Annotated in this window: 14 protein-coding genes and 1 pseudogene; 5 read left to right on the top strand and 10 right to left on the bottom strand. The window is 72.9% G+C overall.

The genetic code is table 11. The annotated features are described in order from the left end of the window. Nucleotides 1-80: 80 nt before the first annotated feature. Both AC07DI_RS10925 and AC07DI_RS10920 read right to left on the bottom strand, forming a co-directional pair. Complete coding sequence (locus AC07DI_RS10925) at nucleotides 81-482, bottom strand: RidA family protein (protein WP_478903756.1); 402 nt, start codon at nucleotides 480-482, stop codon at nucleotides 81-83. Next, nucleotides 479-1,576: pseudogene (locus AC07DI_RS10920) on the bottom strand (acyl-CoA dehydrogenase family protein); the annotation flags it as partial. The gene AC07DI_RS10925 and the pseudogene AC07DI_RS10920, both read right to left, overlap by 4 nt. Nucleotides 1,577-2,123: 547 nt before the next feature. On the opposite strand from AC07DI_RS10920, the gene AC07DI_RS10915 reads away from it, so the two are divergent. The 3 genes from AC07DI_RS10915 to AC07DI_RS10905 are packed head-to-tail and all read left to right on the top strand — an operon-like array spanning nucleotide 2,124 to nucleotide 5,216. After that, a complete protein-coding gene (locus AC07DI_RS10915; protein ID WP_478903754.1) occupies nucleotides 2,124-3,767 on the top strand; it encodes an AMP-binding protein in 1,644 nt (547 codons plus the stop codon). A gap of 9 nt (nucleotides 3,768-3,776) precedes the next feature. Next, a complete protein-coding gene (locus AC07DI_RS10910) occupies nucleotides 3,777-4,592 on the top strand; it encodes a PaaX family transcriptional regulator (protein WP_478903752.1) in 816 nt (271 codons plus the stop codon). Nucleotides 4,593-4,643: 51 nt separating this feature from the next. Next, nucleotides 4,644-5,216 carry a HutD/Ves family protein gene (locus tag AC07DI_RS10905; RefSeq protein ID WP_478903749.1) on the top strand — a complete coding sequence of 191 codons (573 nt, stop codon included), beginning with the start codon at nucleotides 4,644-4,646 and terminating at the stop codon, nucleotides 5,214-5,216. Here AC07DI_RS10905 and AC07DI_RS10900 read toward each other — a convergent pair. Both AC07DI_RS10900 and AC07DI_RS10895 read right to left on the bottom strand, forming a co-directional pair. Then, a complete protein-coding gene (locus AC07DI_RS10900) occupies nucleotides 5,182-7,524 on the bottom strand; it encodes a bifunctional salicylyl-CoA 5-hydroxylase/oxidoreductase (RefSeq protein ID WP_478903747.1) in 2,343 nt (780 codons plus the stop codon). The genes AC07DI_RS10905 and AC07DI_RS10900 overlap by 35 nt on opposite strands. A 2-nt stretch (nucleotides 7,525-7,526) precedes the next feature. After that, a complete protein-coding gene (locus AC07DI_RS10895) occupies nucleotides 7,527-8,354 on the bottom strand; it encodes an enoyl-CoA hydratase family protein (RefSeq protein ID WP_478903745.1) in 828 nt (275 codons plus the stop codon). A 323-nt stretch (nucleotides 8,355-8,677) separates the two neighbouring features. Here AC07DI_RS10895 and AC07DI_RS10890 point away from each other — a divergent pair, with 323 nt between their 5' ends. Next, nucleotides 8,678-9,139: an ATP-binding protein gene (locus AC07DI_RS10890; RefSeq protein ID WP_478903978.1), complete on the top strand. Its 462-nt coding sequence runs from the start codon at nucleotides 8,678-8,680 to the stop codon at nucleotides 9,137-9,139. Here AC07DI_RS10890 and argF read toward each other — a convergent pair. The 4 genes from argF to AC07DI_RS10870 form a co-directional block, all read right to left on the bottom strand. After that, nucleotides 9,087-10,106, bottom strand: a complete 1,020-nt coding sequence (argF, locus tag AC07DI_RS10885) for an ornithine carbamoyltransferase (protein ID WP_384257896.1) — start codon at nucleotides 10,104-10,106, stop codon at nucleotides 9,087-9,089. The genes AC07DI_RS10890 and argF overlap by 53 nt on opposite strands. 132 nt (nucleotides 10,107-10,238) lie before the next feature. Then, nucleotides 10,239-11,471, bottom strand: coding sequence for an arginine deiminase (locus AC07DI_RS10880; RefSeq protein WP_478903743.1), 1,233 nt, complete (start codon nucleotides 11,469-11,471; stop codon nucleotides 10,239-10,241). Nucleotides 11,472-11,538: 67 nt separating this feature from the next. Next, nucleotides 11,539-14,118, bottom strand: a complete 2,580-nt coding sequence (locus AC07DI_RS10875; protein ID WP_478903741.1) for a polynucleotide kinase-phosphatase — start codon at nucleotides 14,116-14,118, stop codon at nucleotides 11,539-11,541. After that, nucleotides 14,115-15,659, bottom strand: a complete 1,545-nt coding sequence (locus AC07DI_RS10870) for a 3' terminal RNA ribose 2'-O-methyltransferase Hen1 (RefSeq protein ID WP_478903739.1) — start codon at nucleotides 15,657-15,659, stop codon at nucleotides 14,115-14,117. Before AC07DI_RS10870 ends, AC07DI_RS10875 begins: the two co-directional genes overlap by 4 nt. A gap of 113 nt (nucleotides 15,660-15,772) precedes the next feature. On the opposite strand from AC07DI_RS10870, the gene AC07DI_RS10865 reads away from it, so the two are divergent. After that, nucleotides 15,773-16,111 (top strand): DUF6233 domain-containing protein, encoded by a 339-nt coding sequence (locus AC07DI_RS10865; protein WP_384257905.1) that lies wholly within the window; start codon nucleotides 15,773-15,775, stop codon nucleotides 16,109-16,111. 58 nt (nucleotides 16,112-16,169) lie between these two features. Here AC07DI_RS10865 and AC07DI_RS10860 read toward each other — a convergent pair whose 3' ends face one another. Together AC07DI_RS10860 and AC07DI_RS10855 are read right to left on the bottom strand one after the other, a co-directional pair. Continuing rightward, nucleotides 16,170-17,036 carry a SigB/SigF/SigG family RNA polymerase sigma factor gene (locus tag AC07DI_RS10860; protein ID WP_478903736.1) on the bottom strand — a complete coding sequence of 289 codons (867 nt, stop codon included), beginning with the start codon at nucleotides 17,034-17,036 and terminating at the stop codon, nucleotides 16,170-16,172. Between the two features lie 110 nt (nucleotides 17,037-17,146). After that, entirely contained in the window at nucleotides 17,147-18,127 is a 981-nt protein-coding gene (locus AC07DI_RS10855; RefSeq protein ID WP_478903734.1) for a VOC family protein, read from the bottom strand. Nucleotides 18,128-18,179: the final 52 nt, after the last annotated feature.

The raw sequence follows: 18,179 nt of genomic DNA, 5'->3' as shown, positions 1-18,179 counted from the left end.
AGTACCCCGAGACCCTCCGGCCTCACCCGGTAGCGGAGACTCCGCATTCCGGCAGGGGCGCTCACCCCTCGCCGGGCCGGTCAGTCGAGTACGGCCACTCCGTCGAGCTCCACCAGCGCGGCGTCGTCCCACAGGCGGACCGCGCCGACCACTGCCATCGCGGGATAGTCGCGGCCCGCCGACCTCCGCCAGATTCGCCCCAGTTCCGCAGCGCAGGCACGGTAGTCGGCGACGTCCGTGGCGTAGACGGTGACGCGGGCGAGATCCGCGGGTGTGCCGCCCGCGTGACGCAGGGCGGTGAGGAGATTGGTCAACGCCCGCTCGAACTGCTCGGGCAGCGTGGCCCCGGTGACCTTGCCCTCGCTGTCCAGCGCGGTCTGCCCGGCGAGGAAGACGAGGCGGGAACCGGTGGCGGTGACGGCGTGCGAGAAGCCGGTGGGCGGGGAGAGTTCGGCGGGGTTGACGCGGTGCAGGCTGCTCATGCGGAGGGCTCCTCGGCGGGAGGTGGCGTGGGAGTGGGGGTGGGGGTGGGAGCGGGGGTGGGGGTGGGAGCGGGGGTGAGCCTGTCGCTCGGGTTCGTGTCCGGGGCCATGTCCAGCTCTTCGTGCGGCGCAAGGTCCAGGTCCTTGTAGAGCTCCTTGGCGATCACCGTGCGCTGGACTTCGCTCGCTCCCTCGTAGATGCGGGGTGCGCGCACCTCGCGGTAGAGGTGTTCCAGGAGGTGGCCGCGGCGCAGGGCGCGGGCGCCGTGCAACTGGACCGCCGCGTCGACCACGTACTGCGCGGTCTCCGTGGCGATGAGCTTCGCCATCGCCGCGCGCCGGGCGATGCCGGGGCCCTGGGGGCCCTCGCGGTCGTACGCCTCGGCCGCCGCGTACACCATAAGGCGGGCCGCCTCCGTGCGCGTCGCCATCTCGGCGACCTGGTGGGCCACGGACTGGAGGTCCTTCAACGCGCCGCCGAACGCGGCCCGTTCCGCCGTGTGGGCCAGCGTGGCGTCCAGGGCGGCCTGCGCCATGCCGACCGCGAACGCGCCGACGCTCGGCCGGAACCGGTTGAGCGTGGTCATCGCGACCCGGAAGCCGCGGTCCACCTCGCCGAGCACGTCGTCGCGCCCGACCCGCACGCCGTCGAAGGCGAGTGCGCCGATCGGGTGCGGGGAGAGCATGTCCAAGGCGGTGCCGGTGAGGCCCGGACGATCGGCGGGGACGAGGAACGCGGTGACGCCGCGGGCGCCGGCGCCGGGTGTCGTACGGGCGAAGACGGTGTAGAAGTCGGCCTCGGGGGCGTTCGAGATCCAGCACTTCTCGCCGGTGAGCCGCCAGCCGTCGGGGCCGTCCGGTCGTGCCGCGAGGCGCAGGGCCGCGGCATCCGAGCCCGCGTGGGGCTCCGAGAGGGCGAAGGCGGCGATGGCTCGGCCTGTGCGGACGAGGGGGAGCCAGTGGCTTCGCTGCGCGGGCGTGCCGTGGGTGTGGACGGGGTGGGCGCCCAGGCCTTGCAGGGCGAAGGCGGTTTCTGCCTCCGTGCAGGCGTATGCGAGGGCCTCTCGGGTGAGGCAGAGGTCCATGGCGCGGGATCCTCCGTCGGTTGGGCGGTGTTGCGGGTGCGGGTCCGATGTGGCCGGTCGCGCAGTTCCCCGCGCCCCTGGAGGGGACGGGCTGTGTTGCGGGTGCGGGTTTGATGTGGCTGGGTGCGCAGTTCCCCGCGCCCCTGAGGGAGCGTCGCCTGGGCCCGCGCCCTGGACTGGGGCCACGCCTTCGCCTGAGTCCGCGCCCTGGCCTGAGCCCGCGCCTTCGTCCGAGCCCGCTCGCTCGTCTCGTCCCGCTTCTTCCTCTCCCCCACCCCCCTCGAACAACGTCTCCAGCAAGCCCAGTTCGCCCAGTGCCGCCACCAGTGGCCGGTTCACGTGGCCCGGGGTGCCCTGGTCCGCCAGGGGGCGCAGCCGCTCCTCGGCCAGGGTGCGGAGTGCTGCGCAACGGGCGGTTTGTTCGGGATTGAGCGAGAATGCCGTCACCGCGGACCTCTCCTTTATCGCGCACCGTTGACTGTCGTCACCATCACGATACGCTCGTCGAGCGAGCCCACCACAGCGCCCGACCGGCAGGCAAGGGGGCAGAGCCGCCATGGAATCCACCGGCCATCGAGGACTGACAGCATCCGGCCACGTCGACACGTTCGCCCGGGACCATCTTCCGCCCGGCGAGCGGTGGCCCGTGCTGGTGCACGACCGCCCCGAACTGCACTACCCCGCCCGCCTCAACTGCGGTGCCGAGCTGGTGGACCGGACACTGGAACGGTTCGGCGCCGGACGCCCCGCCTTCCACGCCGCGTCCGGCGAGACCTGGACGTACGGCACGCTGCGGCAGCACGTCGACCGGATCGCGCACGTACTGAGCGACGGGCTCGGCGTGCTGCCCGGCCAGCGCGTCCTGCTGCGCGGGCCCACCTCGCCGTGGCTGGCGGCGTGCTGGCTCGCCGTGATGAAGGCGGGCGGCGTCGCCGTGACCGTGCTGGCCCAGCAGCGCTCGCAGGAGCTGGCCACCCTTTGCGAGATCGCTGAGGTGCGGCACGCGCTGTGTGACATCCGTTCGGTGGACGACCTGGTCAAAGCCGGTGCGCCGGGGCTCGGCGTCACCACGTACGGCGGGGGCGGGCCCGACGATCTGCTCGTACGCGCCGCGCGGCAGCCCGAGCGCTACGAGGCCGTGGACACGGCCGCCGACGACGTCGCGCTGATCGCGTTCACCTCCGGCACGACCGGCCGCCCCAAGGGCTGCATGCACTTCCACCGCGACGTGCTCGCCATCGCCGACACCTTCGCGCGGCACATCCTGAAGCCGGTGCCCGACGACGTCTTCGCGGGCAGCCCCCCACTCGGCTTCACCTTCGGGCTCGGCGGTCTCGTCATCTTCCCGCTCCGCTTCGGCGCCTCGTCGGTGCTGCTCGAACAGGCCGCGCCCAAGCAGCTGTTGCCCGCCATCGGCCGGCACGGGATCACGGTGCTCTTCACCGCCCCGACCGCGTACCGCACCATGCTCGACCAGCTCGACGGGCACGACGTCTCCTCGCTGCGCCGTTGCGTCTCGGCCGGTGAGAACCTGCCCGCGGCCACCTGGCGGGCCTGGCACGAGCGCACCGGACAGCGCGTCATCAACGGCATCGGCGCGACCGAGCTGCTGCACATCTTCATATCCGCCGCCGACGACGCGATCAGACCCGGGACGACGGGGCGCGCCGTGCCGGGGTGGCAGGCGCGCGTGGTCGACGAGTCCGGCGTCCCGGTGCCGGACGGCGAGCCCGGGCTGCTCGCCGTGCGCGGCCCGGTGGGCTGCCGCTATCTCGCCGACGACCGCCAGTTGCAGTACGTGCGCCACGGCTGGAACATCACCGGGGACACCTACCTCCGGGACCCCGACGGCTACTTCCACTACGTCGCCCGCGCGGACGACATGATCATTTCGGCGGGGTACAACATCGCCGGTCCGGAGGTGGAGGACGCCCTGCTCCGCCACCCGGACGTCGCCGAGACGGCGGTCGTGGGGCGCCCCGACGAGCTGCGCGGCCAGGTGGTGGTGGCGTACGTGGTGCCGCGCGAGGGGGTGCGGCGGGACGACGAGGAGGCGGCGCGGCTGCGCGAGTTCGTCAGAGCGGAGCTCGTACCGTACAAGTGCCCGCGCGAGTTCGTCTTCCTCGACGCGCTGCCGAGGACGGCCACCGGCAAGCTGCAGCGGTTCCGGCTGCGGGCGGGCGCGCCCGGACGCCCGTAGAGTGATCACGTGTCCGAGCAGCACACTCCACGGTCCCTGATCGTCACCTTCTACGGCGCCTACGGGCGGGCCGCGCCGGGCCCGGTCCCGGTGGCCGAACTGGTGCGCCTCCTCGCCCCGGCCGGCGTGGACGCGCCTTCGGTGCGCTCCTCGGTGTCCCGGCTGAAGCGGCGCGGCCTCCTCGTGCCCGCGCGCACCGAGGCGGGCGCCGCGGGGTACGCGCTCTCGCCCGACGCCCGCCAGCTCCTGGAGGACGGCGACCGCCGCATCTACGGGACGCAGGCCGCGCGACAGGAGGGCGGCTGGGTCCTCGCCGTCTTCTCCGTGCCCGAGGCGGAGCGCAACAAGCGGCACGTGCTCCGCTCCCGCCTCGCGGGCCTCGGCTTCGGCACGGCGGCACCGGGCGTCTGGATCGCCCCTGCCCACCTCTACGAGGAGACCAGGCACACCCTGGACCGGCTCCAACTCGCCCCGTACGTCGACCTGTTCCGCGGCGCGCACCTGGGTTTCGCGGCGACGTCCGAGGCGGTCGCGCGCTGGTGGGACCTCGCGGCGCTCGCCAAGCAGCACGAGGCGTTCCTCGACCGCCACGAGCCGGTGCTGCGTTCCTGGGAGTCCCGTGCGGACGGGCCGCCGCCCCCGGAGGAGGCCTACCGCGACTACCTCCTCGCTCTCGACTCCTGGCGCCAACTCCCCTACGCCGACCCGGGCCTGCCCGCCGAGCTGCTGCCCGCGGACTGGCCGGGCGCCCGCTCCGCCGCGGTGTTCGCGGCGCTTGACGAGCGGCTGAGGGAGGCCGGGGCCCGGTTCGTGTACCCGGCATAGGCTGACCCCCGGTGCGGCTGTGCTGATCATGCGTCCGGGAGGAAGTGGCTGATGGACGGGGATGTGCTGCGCTGGAGCGCGTACCGCGGCATGCCGTGGAGGAACGGCGGCGGTACGACGAGGGAGGTCGCGGACGGCGACGGCTGGCGGGTGAGCGTCGCGGACGTGGACGCGGACGGCGCCTTCTCCCGCTTTCCCGGGGTCGACCGCGTGATCACCCCGGTGGAGGGCGAGGGGATGGTGCTGACGGTGGACGGCGTACCGTGCCCGGTCGGACCGTTGAGCCCCTTCGCCTTTCCCGGTGACGCCGCGACGGACTGCCTGCTGAAGGACGGCGCGGTGCGCAACTTGAACGTGATGACCCACAGGGGGCGGGCGACGGCGCGGGTCCGGATCGTCGCCAAGGCCGCGGCGCGGGGCGCGGAGGCCGTCTGCGCGGCGGGCGAGATCCTCTTCGTCATGGCCCTCACCGAGGGGCTCTCCGTCGGCGGGCCCGGCGGGCGGGAGACGTCGCTCGGCCGTCTCGACTGCGTACGCCGGGACGGCCCGGGGGCGGTGGCCCTGCGGGGCGAGGGCACGGTGGCAGAGGTCAGGATCGGGGCCGGCGCGGCGGACAGGCTCTGAGTCTCGGCTTGGGGGCGTCGGTGCGGCCGGTCTGCGGACGTCGACTGCCCGCGCGGTACTGGAGCGGCCACGTGGCGCCCGGCCCCACGTAGCCCTGCTCGGCGGCGGCGTGCAGCGTCCAGTGCGGGTCGTAGAGGTGCGGGCGGGCCAGCGCGCAGAGGTCGGCGCGGCCCGCGAGGAGCAGGGAGTTGACGTCGTCCCAGGAGGAGACGGCGCCGACCGTGATCACGGGGATGCCGGTCAGGTTGCGGATGCGGTCGGCGTACGGCGTCTGGTAGGAGCGGCCGTACGCGGGGTGTTCGTCCGGGACCACCTGGCCCGTGGAGACGTCGATCGCGTCGGCGCCGTGGGCCGCGAACGCCCGCGCGATCCCGACGGCGTCCTCGGCCGTGGTGCCGCCCTGCGCCCAGTCGGTGGCGGAGATGCGGACCGTCATGGGTTTGCCGTCCGGCCACACCTCCCGTACCGCGTCGAAGACTTCGAGCGGGAAGCGGAGACGGCCCGGCAGGTCCCCGCCGTACGCGTCGGTGCGGCGGTTGGTGAGCGGGGAGAGGAAGCCCGAGAGCAAGTAGCCGTGCGCGCAGTGCAGTTCGAGGAGGTCGAAGCCGGCCTGCTCGGCGCGCCGGGCCGCGGCGACGAACTGGTCGCGGATCCGGGTCAGCCCGGCGCGGGAGAGTTCGCGCGGAATCTGGCTGCCCTGCTTGTACGGGAGCGGTGAGGCGGCCTCCAGCGGCCAGTTCCCTTCGGGCAGCGGGTCGTCGATGCCCTCCCACATCAGCTTCGTCGAGCCTTTGCGGCCCGAGTGGCCGAGCTGGAGGCCGATGGCGGTGCCGGGCGCCTGCGCGTGCACGAAGTCGGTGACGCGGCGCCAGGCCTCGGCCTGTTCGGCGGTGTAGAGCCCGGCGCAGCCCGGTGTGATGCGGCCGCGCTCGCTGACGCACACCATCTCGGTCATGACCAGGCCCGCGCCGCCGAGCGCCCGTGCGCCCAGGTGCACCAGGTGGAAGTCGCCGGGGACGCCGTCCAAGGCGGAGTACATGTCCATCGGGGAGACGACGACACGGTTGCGCAGGGTCAGTTCGCGCAGCCGGAAGGGCGTGAACATCGGTGGCGTACCGTCCGGGCAGCCGAACTCGCGCTCCACGGAGCGGGTGAAGCGGGCGTCGCGCAGCCGGAGGTTGTCGTGGGTGACGCGGCGGCTCCGGGTGAGCAGGTTGAACGCGAATTGCAGCGGCGGCTGGCCGAGGTGGTCGGGCAGCCGCTCGAACCACTCCAGGCTGGCGCGGGCCGCGCGCTGCGTGGAGGCGACGACGGGGCGGCGCTCCGCCTCGTACGCCCGGAGCGCGGCCGGGATGTCCGGCTGCTCCTCCAGGCAGGCGGCGAGCGCGAGGGCGTCCTCGACGGCGAGCTTGGTACCGGAGCCGATGGAGAAGTGCGCGGTGTGGGCGGCGTCGCCGAGCAGGACGGTGTTGCCGTGCGACCAGCGGGCGTTGGTGACGGTGCGGAAGTTGGTCCAGGACGAGTTGTTGCCGCGCAGGGGGCGGCCGCCGAGCGCGTCCGCGAAGATCTTGGCGCAGCGTTCGGTGGACTCCCGCTCGTCGAGGTCCGCGAAGCCGGCGGCCTCCCAGACCTCCTCGCGCATCTCGACGATGACGGTGGACGCGCCGGTGCCGGTGCCGGGGCCCGCGGCGGAGAAGGGGTAGCCGTGCAGTTGCAGCACGCCGTGCTCGGTCTCGGCGATCTCGAACCGGAAGGCGTCGAAGGCGAAGTCGGCGGCGAGCCAGATGTAGCGGCAGCGGTGGGTGGTGAGGCTCGGCCCGAAGACGTCGGCGTGCGCCTCGCGGGTGCGGCTGTGCACGCCGTCCGCCGCGATGACCAGGTCGTACGCCGATGAGAGCGCGGCGGCGGGCGGCGCCTCGGTGCGGAAGCGCAGCTCGACGCCGAGGTCGCGGCAGCGCTCGTGCAGGATCTCCAGGAGCCTGCGCCGGCCGAGCGCCGCGAAGCCGTGGCCGCCGGAGGTGTGGCGCATCTCGCCGCGCACGATGTCGATGTCGTCCCAGCGCACGAACTCCGCCTGGAGGGCGGCGTAGACGGCGGGGTCGGCGTGCTCGATGCCGCCGAGGGTCTCGTCGGAGAGGACGACGCCGAAGCCGAAGGTGTCGTCGGGGGCGTTGCGCTCCCAGACGGTGATCTCGCGGGCGGGGTCGAGGCGCTTGAGCAGGGCCGCGGCGTAGAGGCCGCCGGGGCCGCCGCCGATGACGGCGATGCGGTGGGCGGCGGCGCGCGCCGTGGGCGGGGTCGTGGCCATGGTCACCGCCCCTGCCACTTCGGCGGGCGCTTCTCCGTGAAGGCCGCGTGGAACTCGGCGTAGTCCTCACCGTTCATGAGGAGGGCCTGGGTCGACGCGTCCAGCTCGACGGAGGCGGCGAGCGGCATGTCGAGTTCGGCGGTGAGCAGCGCCTTGGTCTGGGCGTACGCGAGGGCGGGGCCGTCGGCGAGGCGGCGGGCCAGGGCCCGCGCGGCCTCGGCGGCCCTGCCTTCCTCCGTCAACTCGCTGATCAGGCCGATGCGTTCGGCCTCGGGCGCGCGCACCGGTTCGCCGAGCATGAGCAGCCGCGTCGCGTGGCCGAGTCCGACGACGCGCGGCAGCAGGTAGGCCGCTCCCATGTCGCCGCCGGAGAGGCCCACCCGGGTGAAGAGGAAGGAGAACCGGGCGGAGGGGTCGGCGACGCGGAAGTCCGCGGCGAGGGCGAGCACCGCGCCCGCGCCCGCCGCCACCCCGTGCACGGCGGCGACCACCGGGAAGGGGCACTCCCTGATGGCGCGTACCACCTGGCCGGTCATGCGGTTGAAGTCGAGGAGCTGGGCGGTGTCCATGGCGAGCGTGGCGCCGATGATCTCGTCGACGTCGCCACCCGAGCAGAAGCCGCGCCCCTCGCCGCCGAGGACGAGGGCGCGTACGGATTTGTCGCGGGAGAGCTCGGCGAGCAGGTCGCGCAGGTCGGCGTAGGCGCCGAAGGTGAGCGCGTTGAGCTTGTCGGGGCGGGCGAGGGTGACCGTGGCGACCCCGGCGTCGACGGTGAGGCGCAGATGCCGCCAGTCGGGGGTGCGGGTCGCGGAGCCGGTGAAGGGACTCATCAGGTGCGGCCTCCTCGGCCTGGGGCTGGAGTGCGCTGCGGTGGCTACCTCATGAAGTTATCACCGTTCCGTGACCGCCGTCACGAGTGCGCGATACGCGCGCCGCCCCGCTGCCCCGTGACCCCTGCCCGCTCCCCTGCCCGCTCCCCTGCCCGCTCCCCCGCCCGCTCCCCCGCCCCGCGAGGAACGGACGTCCCGATTCGCGCGTCTTGTCCCGTGAGACACCACAGGGCCGGACGTCCCGGAAATGCCCGACCGTCGCCCCTGTCGGGACAGCACTTAAGATTCGTACGGTTGAAAGCAGGACCGCCCGCCTGCTTGCCCTGAACGGACCCGCCTTGCACGAGCCTTCCTCCCCCGCCTCCTGGCGCATCACGCTGCCGCACACCACGGCAGCCGTGCCCGTCGCGCGCGCACTGGTCCGTACGGCGCTGACCGACATCGAGTCGTCCGCCGACACCGACACCGCCGAGTTGCTCACCGCGGAGCTGGTGGCCAACGCTGTCGAGCACACCGGGGGCCAGGAGCCCATAGAGCTGGTGATCGAGCTCCTGCCGACCGGCTGTCAGGTCGAGGTGCACGACTCCAACCCGCTGCCGCCCGGCGATCTCACCGACCCCGACGCGCGCGAGCCGGACCCCTGGCAGGAGCACGGCCGCGGCCTGCTCCTGATCCGCACCCTCAGCTCGTCCTGCGGTCACCGCCCCACCGCGTCCGGCAAGGCCGTCTGGTTCACGCTTCCCGCCGGGCGGGGCCGGCCAGCGTCGCGACCAGGACCGCCTTGATGGTGTGCAGGCGGTTCTCGGCCTCGTCGAAGACCACGGAGTGCGCCGACTCGAAGACCTCGTCGGTGACCTCCAGGGATTCCAGGCCGTACGTCGCGTGGATCTCCCGGGAGACCTGGGTGTCCAGGTCGTGGAAGGCCGGCAGGCAGTGCAGGAACTTCACGTCGGCGTTGCCGGTGGCGCGCAGCACGTCCATCGTCACCGCGTAGGGCGCGAGGGCGGCTATGCGTTCGGCCCACACCTCCTTGGGCTCCCCCATCGAGACCCACACGTCGGTGCCGACGAAGTCGGCGCCCCGTACGCCTTCGGCAACGTCCTCGGTGAGCGTCAGGCGGGCGCCGCTGGCCGCCGCCAGCTCGCGGGCCCGCGCGATGACGTGATCGGCCGGCCAGTAGGTCCTGGGCGCGACGATCCGGACGTCCATGCCGAGCAGGGCGCCGGTGACCAGGTAGGAGTTGCCCATGTTGAAGCGGGCGTCACCGAGGTAGGCGAAGGCGGTCTCATGGAGCGGCTTGGCGGTGTGCTCGGTCATCGTGAGTACGTCGGCGAGCATCTGGGTGGGGTGCCAGGCATTGGTCAGGCCGTTGTAGACCGGCACGCCCGCGTGGGCGGCGAGCGTCTCGACGGTGTCCTGCGCGTCCCCGCGGAACTCGATGGCGTCGAACATCCGGCCGAGCACCCGGGCGGTGTCCTTGGAGGACTCCTTCTTGCCGATGTGCGAGCCGGACGGGTCGATGTAGGTGGTCGACGCGCCCTGGTCGGCGGCGGCCACCTCGAAGGCGCAGCGGGTCCGCGTGGAGCTCTTCTCGAAGATCAGCGCGATGTTCCTGCCGCTCAGCCTGCGCGTCTCGGCCCCGGCCCTCTTGGCCGCCTTCAGCTCCGCCGCCAGGGCGACGAGGCCGCGGAACTCGTCGGCGGTGAAGTCCAGCTCCTTGAGGAAGTGGCGGCCGGTGAGGTCTGTGGCCATGAGGCGCTCCAGGGATACGGGAAGAGGGGTGCGGGGACAGGGGTGCGGACACGGTGGGCTTGAAACTATATACGACAGTCCGCATCTATATACAGACGCGTGCTGCCCGGTGAATGCGGTAGGGCGAACCCCCTACGCCCCGGGCACCGCCTCCCGCTCCACCGGGCAGCTCATGCACCGCGGCCCGCCCCTGCCGCGCCCCAGCTCGCTCCCCCGGATCTCGATCACCTCGATACCCTGCTTGCGCAGGAAGGTGTTGGTCGTGGAGTTCCGCTCGTACGCGACGACGACACCGGGCTCCACGGCGAGGACGTTGCAGCCGTCGTCCCACTGCTCGCGCTCGGCCGCGTGCACGTCCTGCGTGGCCGTGAGCACCCGGATCGAGTCCAGGCCGAGCGCGGCGGCGACGGCCCGGTGCATGTTCTCCGGCGGGTGGTCGGTGACCTTCAGCTCCCGGTCCCCGACGCCCGGTTCGATGGTGTACGAGCGGAGCATGCCGAGGCCCGCGTACTGGGTGAAGGTGTCGCCGTCGACCATCGTCATGACCGTGTCCAGATGCATGAAGGCGCGCCGCTTCGGCATGTCGAGGGCGACGATCGTCTGCGCCGAGCCCGCCGCGAACAGCTTGTGCGCGAGCATCTCGACGGCCTGCGGGGTGGTGCGCTCGCTCATGCCGATGAGTACCGCGCCCTTGCCGATCACCAGGACGTCGCCACCCTCGATGGTCGAGGGGTAGTCCGCCTGGCCCTGCGACCAGACGTTGAAGTCCTCGTCCCGGAACAGCGGATGGTGCCGGTAGATCGCCTCGAAGTGCACGGTCTCGCGCTGCCGGGCCGGCCAGCGCATGGCGTTGATGGAGACGCCGTCGTAGATCCAGGCGGAGGTGTCGCGGGTGAAGAGGTGATTGGGCAGCGGGCCGATCACGAAGTCGTCCAGGTCCATGCAGTGGAAGCGCACCGAGGTCGGCTCGGGGTGGGCCGCGAGGAACTCCCGCTTGGTCATGCCGCCCACCAGCGCCTCGGCGAGCTCCACCGAAGGCATCGTCTCGAAGGCGGCCCGCAGGTGGTCGGTGGCGAGCGGGCCGTACTCCTTCTCGTCGAAGACGCGGTCGAGGACGAGGAGGCGGGCCGCGGGCACGTCGAGGGTCTCGGTCAGCAGGTCGCCGAAGAGGTGGACGGCCACGCCGCGGTCGCGCAGCACGTCGGCGAAGCCGTCGTGCTCCTGGCGGGCCCGGCGCACCCACAGGACGTCGTCGAAGAGGAGGGCGTTCTTGTTGCTCGGAGTCAGCCGCTTGAGCTCCAGATCGGGGCGGTGCAGTATGACGCGGCGCAGCCGCCCGGCCTCGGAGTCGACATGGAATCCCATGGGACCCATCTTTCCCCGGCCGGGCGGCCGACGCCCGTCATTGCGGCCAAAGCCGCCGGACAGGCTCTCAGAGCCGCGGGTCCACCGGCTCCGACTCCAGGGCGAGGACCGCGAACACCGCCTCGTGCACGCGCCACAGCGGCTCGCCCGCCGCGAGCCGGTCGAGCGCCTCAAGGCCGAGCGCGTACTCGCGGACGGCGAGCGAGCGCTTGTGGCCGAGGAAGCGGCCGCGGAGCTTCTCCAGGTTCTCCGGGCGGGTGTACTCGGGGCCGTAGATGATCCGCAGGTACTCGCGGCCCCGGCACTTGATGCCGGGCTGGACGATCCTGCCCTTGGCGTCCCTGACCAGCGCCTCGACCGGCTTGACGACCATGCCCTCGCCGCCGCGGCTGGTCATCTCCAGCCACCAGTCGACGCCCGCCCGCACGGACGCCTCGTCGCCGGTGTCGACGTAGAGGCGGCGGGTGGTCTGCAGCAGGCCGCTGCCGTCGTGCTCCACCATGCGGTCGATCAGGGCCAGTTGCCGGTCGTGCGGGAGCGCGGCGAGGCTGCGGCCCTGGACCGCCAGGAGCTGGAACGGCGCGAGTCGCACGCCCTCAAGACCCTCGGTCGGCCAGCAGTAGCGGCGGTAGGCCTCGGTGAACGCGGCGGCGTCCGCGGCCCGGCCGCGCTGCCTGGGCAGCAGGTCACCGGTGTCGACACCGCGCGCCGCCGCGGCCTCGACGGCGGCGAGGGCGGCGGGGAACACGGCCCCCGAAGCGGCGCCCACGGCCGCGTACTGCGTACGGAGCAGCCCGGACGCCTTCAGCGACCACGGCATCAGCTCCGCGTCGAGCAGCAGCCAGTCCGTCTCCAGCTCGTCCCACAGGCCCGCGTCGGTCACGGCCGCGCGCACCCGGCCGAGCACCTCCTCGGTGGTCGCAGGGTCCTGGAAGAAGGGGCGTCCCGTGCGGGTGCAGAGGGAGCCGGTCGGGCCGCCCTCCACACCGAAGCGCTCCCGGGCCACGTCCGCGTCGCGGCAGACCAGGGCGACCGCGCGCGAGCCCATGTGCTTCTCCTCGCACACGACGCGGGCGACGCCGTCCTGGGCGTACGACGCGAAGGCCTCGGCCGGGTGCTCCAGGTAGCCGTCCCGGTGCGAGGTGGCCGTGGGCGCCATCGTCGGCGGCAGGTACGGCAGGAGCCGCGGGTCGACGGCGAAGCGGCTCATGACCTCCAGGGCCGCGGCCGCGTTCTCCTCGCGCACGGCGACGCGGCCCGCGTGCCCGGTCTCCACCGCGCGGCGGCCGTGCACGTCGTTCAGGTCGAGCGGGCGCCCGTCGTGGCCGCCCGGCGCCTCGGTGCGCAGCGGCTTGACCGGCTCGTACCAGACCCGCTCCGCCGGTACGTCGACGAGTTCCCGCTCCGGCCAGCGCAGCGCGGTCAGGCTGCCGCCGAAGACGGCGCCGGTGTCCAGGCAGATGGTGTTGTTCAGCCAGGTCGCGGCGGGCACCGGGGTGTGGCCGTAGACGACCGCGGCCCGGCCCCGGTACTCCTCCGCCCACGGGTAGCGCACGGGCAGGCCGAACTCGTCGGTCTCGCCGGTCGTGTCGCCGTACAGCGCGTGCGAGCGCACCCGCCCCGACGTACGCCCGTGGTACTTCTCGGGCAGACCGGCGTGGCAGACGACGAGGCTGCCGCCGTCCAGGACGTAGTGCGAGACGAGACCGTCGACGAACTCCCGCACCCGTACCCGGAACTCCTCGCTCTCCCCGGCCAGCTGCTCGACGGTCTCGGCGAGGCCGTGCGTGTGCTGGACGCCACGGCCCTTCAGGTACCGGCCGAGCTTGTTCTCGTGGTTGCCGGGGACGCAGAGCGCGGTGCCGTCGGCGACCATCGACATGACGCGGCGCAGCACGCCCGGGGTGTCCGGGCCACGGTCGACGAGGTCACCGACGAAGACGGCCGTACGACCCTCCGGGTGCGCGCCGTCGACGTAGCCGAGCTTGCCGAGCAGGGTCTCCAGCTCGGCGGAGCAGCCGTGGATGTCGCCGATGATGTCGAAGGGACCGGTGAGGTGGGAGAGGTCGTTGTAGCGCTTCTCGGTGACCACGGTGGCGGCCTCGACCTCGGCCACGCCCCGCAGGACGTGCACCTTGCGGAAGCCCTCGCGCTCCAGGTGGCGCAGGGAGCGGCGCAGTTCGCGCTGGTGGCGCTGGATGACGCGGCGCGGCAGGCCTGCCCGGTCCTCGCGCTTCGCGTTGCGCGCGGCGCAGACCTCCTCGGGCACGTCGAGCACGATGGCGATGGGCAGCACGTCGTGCTGTCTGGCCAGCTCGATCAGCTGCTTGCGGCTGTCGCTCTGCACGCTGGTCGCGTCGACGACGGTGCGCCGCCCGGCGGCCAGCCGCTTGCCCGCGATGTAGTGCAGGACGTCGAACGCGTCGCGGCTCGCGCCCTGGTCGTTCTCGTCGTCGGCGACGAGCCCGCGGCAGAAGTCGCTGGATATGACCTCGGTGGGCTTGAAGTGGCGGCGCGCGAAGGTGGACTTGCCCGACCCGGTGGCGCCGACGAGGACGACGAGGGAGAGGTCGGTGACGGGGAGGACGCGGGGCTCGCGCGGGGTTTCGGTACTGACACCGGTGCCGGTGCTGCTGTCGTTCGTCATGCGGCCCGCACCTCCTTCGTGGCGTTCGCGGTCTTGTCGCTGTGCGTGGTCTTGTGGTCGTGCGTGGTCTTCTCGTCGTGCGGGGTCTTGTCGGCCCGGGTGAACACGGCCAGCTGCGTGGGCGCTCCCACGTCCGGGTCCTCGTCGCCCACCGGGGCGAACTCCACGCCGTACCCGTGTCGTTCGGCCACCTTGCGGGACCACGCCCGGAACTCCTCGCGCGTCCACTCGAAGCGGTGGTCGCCGTGGCGCACATGGCCCGCGGGGAGCGACTCCCAGCGGACGTTGTACTCCACGTTCGGCGTCGTCACGAGGACGGTGCGGGGCCGCGCGGAGCCGAACACCGCGTACTCCAAGGCGGGCAGGCGTTCCACGTCGAGGTGCTCGATGACCTCGCTGAGCACGGCCGCGTCGTACCCCTTGAGCCGCTTGTCGGTGTACGCGAGCGACCCCTGGAAGAGCTTGACGCGCTCGGCGCGGCGCTCGCCCATGCGGTCGAGCTTCAGCCGCCGCGAGGCGACGGTCAGCGCGCGCACGGACACGTCGACCCCGACGATCTCGGTGAACCGCACGTCCTTGAGCAGCTCGTGCACCAGCTGGCCCTGCCCGCAGCCCAGGTCGAGCACGCGGCAGGCCCCGGCGGCGGTCAGCGCGGCGAGGATCGCCTCCCGGCGCCGCACCGCGAGCGGCACCGGCTTCTCCTCGGTGTCGGCCCCCTCGTCGACGGCGTTGTCGATCTCCTCTACGTCCGTGTCGTCCGCGTCGGCGAGCCGCACCAGTTCGAGCCGCTGATCGGCCTCCCGGGTCAGCGACCGGCGCCGCGAGAGGTAGCGGCTGGTGATGACCTGCTGCTCCGGGTGGTCCGCGAGCCAGCCCTCACCGGCCCGCAGCAGCTTGTCGACCTCGTCGGGCGAGACCCAGTAGTGCTTGGCGTCGTCGAGGACGGGCAGCAGGACGTACAGGTGGCGCAGGGCCTCGCCCAGGGTCAACTTCCCGTCGGGCGCCTCCAGTACGAGGTGTACGTACCGCGAGTCGCCCCACTCGGGGAACCGCACGTCCAGCGGGACCGGCGTCGCCGTCACTGTCCAGCCGAGCGGCTCGAAGAGCGCCCGCACCAGCTCCGCGCCGCCGCGCGCGGGCAGGGCGGGCACCTCGACGCGGAGCGGCAGCGGCCGCGCGGCCCGCTCGGGGAGCGCCTTGCACACGCCGCGCATCGCGGTGGAGAAGACCGCGCTCAGCGCCACGGCGAGCAGGGAGGAGGCCGCGTACGGCCGGTCGTTCACGTACTGCGCGAGTGCCGCGTCGGGCGCCCCGCCCCTGCCCTTGCCCTTCCCCTTTCCGCGCCGCACGAGCGCGATGGGGTCGACCTCCAGGAGCAGCGCGGCCGTGCAGCGCTCGGTCGTCGCCTCTGGGTAGAGGACATGCGCGCTGCCGTGCGCGGTGCTGTACACCTGCGCGTTGTCCGGGTGCTTGTGCAGCAGGAAGCCCAGGTCAGTGGCCGGGTTCTGCGCATCGCCTGTAGTCGAGATCGTCAAGAACACACGGCCGAGTATCGCGCCCGGCCGGGGGGAAAGCCACGGAGTTTGTCCCTGTCGGGCCCCACGAACATCGGGGTCGAGTCCTTCGCGCACTCGCACCCTCTAGACTCGAACATGTGAACGATCCGCGGCCGCCGACCCGTCTCGACCTGCTGCGCTTCCTGGAACGCGTACAGCTCGGCGACCTGGCGCGCACGCGCAAGTGGATCGCCGACGAGGAGCGGCGCGAGGCCGAGCGGCGCCGCGGTGAGCAGGCCCGGCCGCCCGTCCCCGACTGGCTGATCGAGCAGGGACTCGGCGGGCGGACGCCTGTGTACGTGCATCTCGGGGGCTGTCACATGGCGGGCAGCCGCGTGCGCGGTGTCGCCCGTGAGGCGGCGCTCCGCGCGCTCGCCGAGAACGTCGATCCCTGTCCGCACTGCCGCCCCGACACCGAGCTCGGCGTGCTCGACTGAGCGGTGCCGGGCTGTCCGGACTGTTCGGGCTGTCCGTGCGCTCGCGCCCGGCCGCCCGCTACTCGCGCGTCAGGAGTCCCGCGCGCAGCTGGGCCAGGGTGCGGGAGAGGAGCCGGGACACGTGCATCTGCGAGATGCCGAGCAGGCGGCCGATGTCGGCCTGGGTCATCTCCTGGCCGAAGCGCAGCTCGATGATGCGGCGCTCGCGTTCGTCCAGTTCCGCCAGGAGCGGGGCCAGCGCGTGGAGGTGTTCGACGACCTCCATCGCGGGGTCGAGGTCGCCCATGACCTCGGAGAGCGAGCGGCCGCTCCCGTGCGCGACGCCGTCGTCGCTCAGGTCGTGCGGGGCGTCCAGGGATCCGGCGGCGTAGCCGTTGGCGGCCACGATGCCCTCCAGCGTCTGCTCCTCGCTCACCCCGAGGTCGGTCGCGAGTTCCTTGACCGTCGGTTCACGGCCGAGCGTGGAGGACAGCTTCTCCTGCGACTTGGCCAGTTCGGTGCGGAGCTCCTGCAGCCTGCGCGGGACGTGCACGGCCCAGCTGGTGTCCCGGAAGTACCGCTTGATCTCACCGAGGACGCAGGGCACGGCGAACGAGACGAACTCGAACCCGCGGTCCGTGTCGAACCGGTCGATCGCCTTGATCAGACCGACCGTTCCCACCTGGACGATGTCCTCCAGCTGGCCGTTGCCGCGGTTGCGGAAGCGGCCCGCCACGTAGTGCACCAGGGAGAGGTTCATCTCGATGAGGGTGTCGCGCGCGTACGTGTACTCGGGCGAACCCTCCTCCAGCGTCCGCAGCCGCTCGAAGAAGAGCTTCGACAGCTCCCGGGCGTCCTTCGGCGCGACCCGGTCCGTGTCCGTGATCCGCGGCAGCCCGGCCGCCGCGCCGCGCCGCGGTCCGAAGAACCCGCCTTGCGGGGGCACCAGGGACTCTCCTCGCGGAAGGCCGGCGGATCCGCTCGGCGCGCCCTCGTCCGGCTCAGTGGCCTCGTCCAGGCCTACTGCCCGAAGAAACATCGTCCTACCCTTCCTGCCTACGCTCGATCTGCACTGTTCGGCTTGCGGCGGCCCTCGCCCGCGACGACCGTGAACGGGATGCCCTCCCGGTCCGCGAGAACGGCCTCCCGCCGGGAGCGTGGCCCCCGCGGTGGTGAGATCACGCGCCCGCCCCACTCCACGGCCAACGCGGCGGCCGCCTCGACGTCGGCCACCCGGAAGCTCGTGTGCCAGCGGTACCGGCCCTCGGAGCCCGGCGCCGTCCCGGTCCTGAGCGCGGCGACCGTGCGCTGTCCGCCGCGTACCGCGATCCGGTCGTCGACGTACTCCACGTCGCAGCAGGCGCCCTCCTCACCGGCCCAGCCGAGTACGCCGCCGTAGAAGAGGGCCGCCGCGAAGATGTCCCGCGTGTGCAGGTCGAGCGCGGCGACCGGGCCTCGGCCCACGGTCCAGCGCGGGTCGGGGGTCTTCTGGCGCAGGCCGAACACCGCGTCCTGCGGTCCCGCCACCACGGCGACCCGGCCCGTGCCGGTGTTCAGCGGCCCGACCGCCACGGTGGCGCCCCGTTCCCGCAGGCGGGCCATGGCGATGTCCATGTCGGGGACGCGGAAGTACGGCATCCAGTTCGCGTAGCCGCCGGGCTCGCAGGCGGACTCGCTGATGGTGCCGACCGGCGCCCCGCCCTTCAGTACGAGGGAGCGCGCGCGGCCCGCCGAGCCGAGCAGCGGCACGTGGCACCAGCCGAGGACGCGGCCGTAGAACTCCTCGGCGGCGCGGAGATCACGCGTGACCAGGCTCAGCCAGCACGGCGCGCCGTACGTCTCCCCCGAAGCGCCGGACGGCGGGCTGTCCCGCGGAACGGCGGCGGGCCCGCGCTCGCCCGGCGGGACGAGGCGCAGCGCCCTGGTCTTCCAGAACGCCCTGACCCCGGTTCGGGCCCGGGGCGCCGCACGGCTCCGTGTCCCCGCGCGCGGGGCCAGAGCCCCCGGGCGGGCCGTCCGCTCCCATTCGTCGCTCACGCTCATGTCCCGTGGCACAGCACAGACCTCTCCTCGAACGATTCCTGGCGTC

It is taken from the genome of Streptomyces sp. NPDC044106 (assembly GCF_056433985.1).
This window is presented reverse-complemented; position numbering and strand designations above follow the sequence as displayed.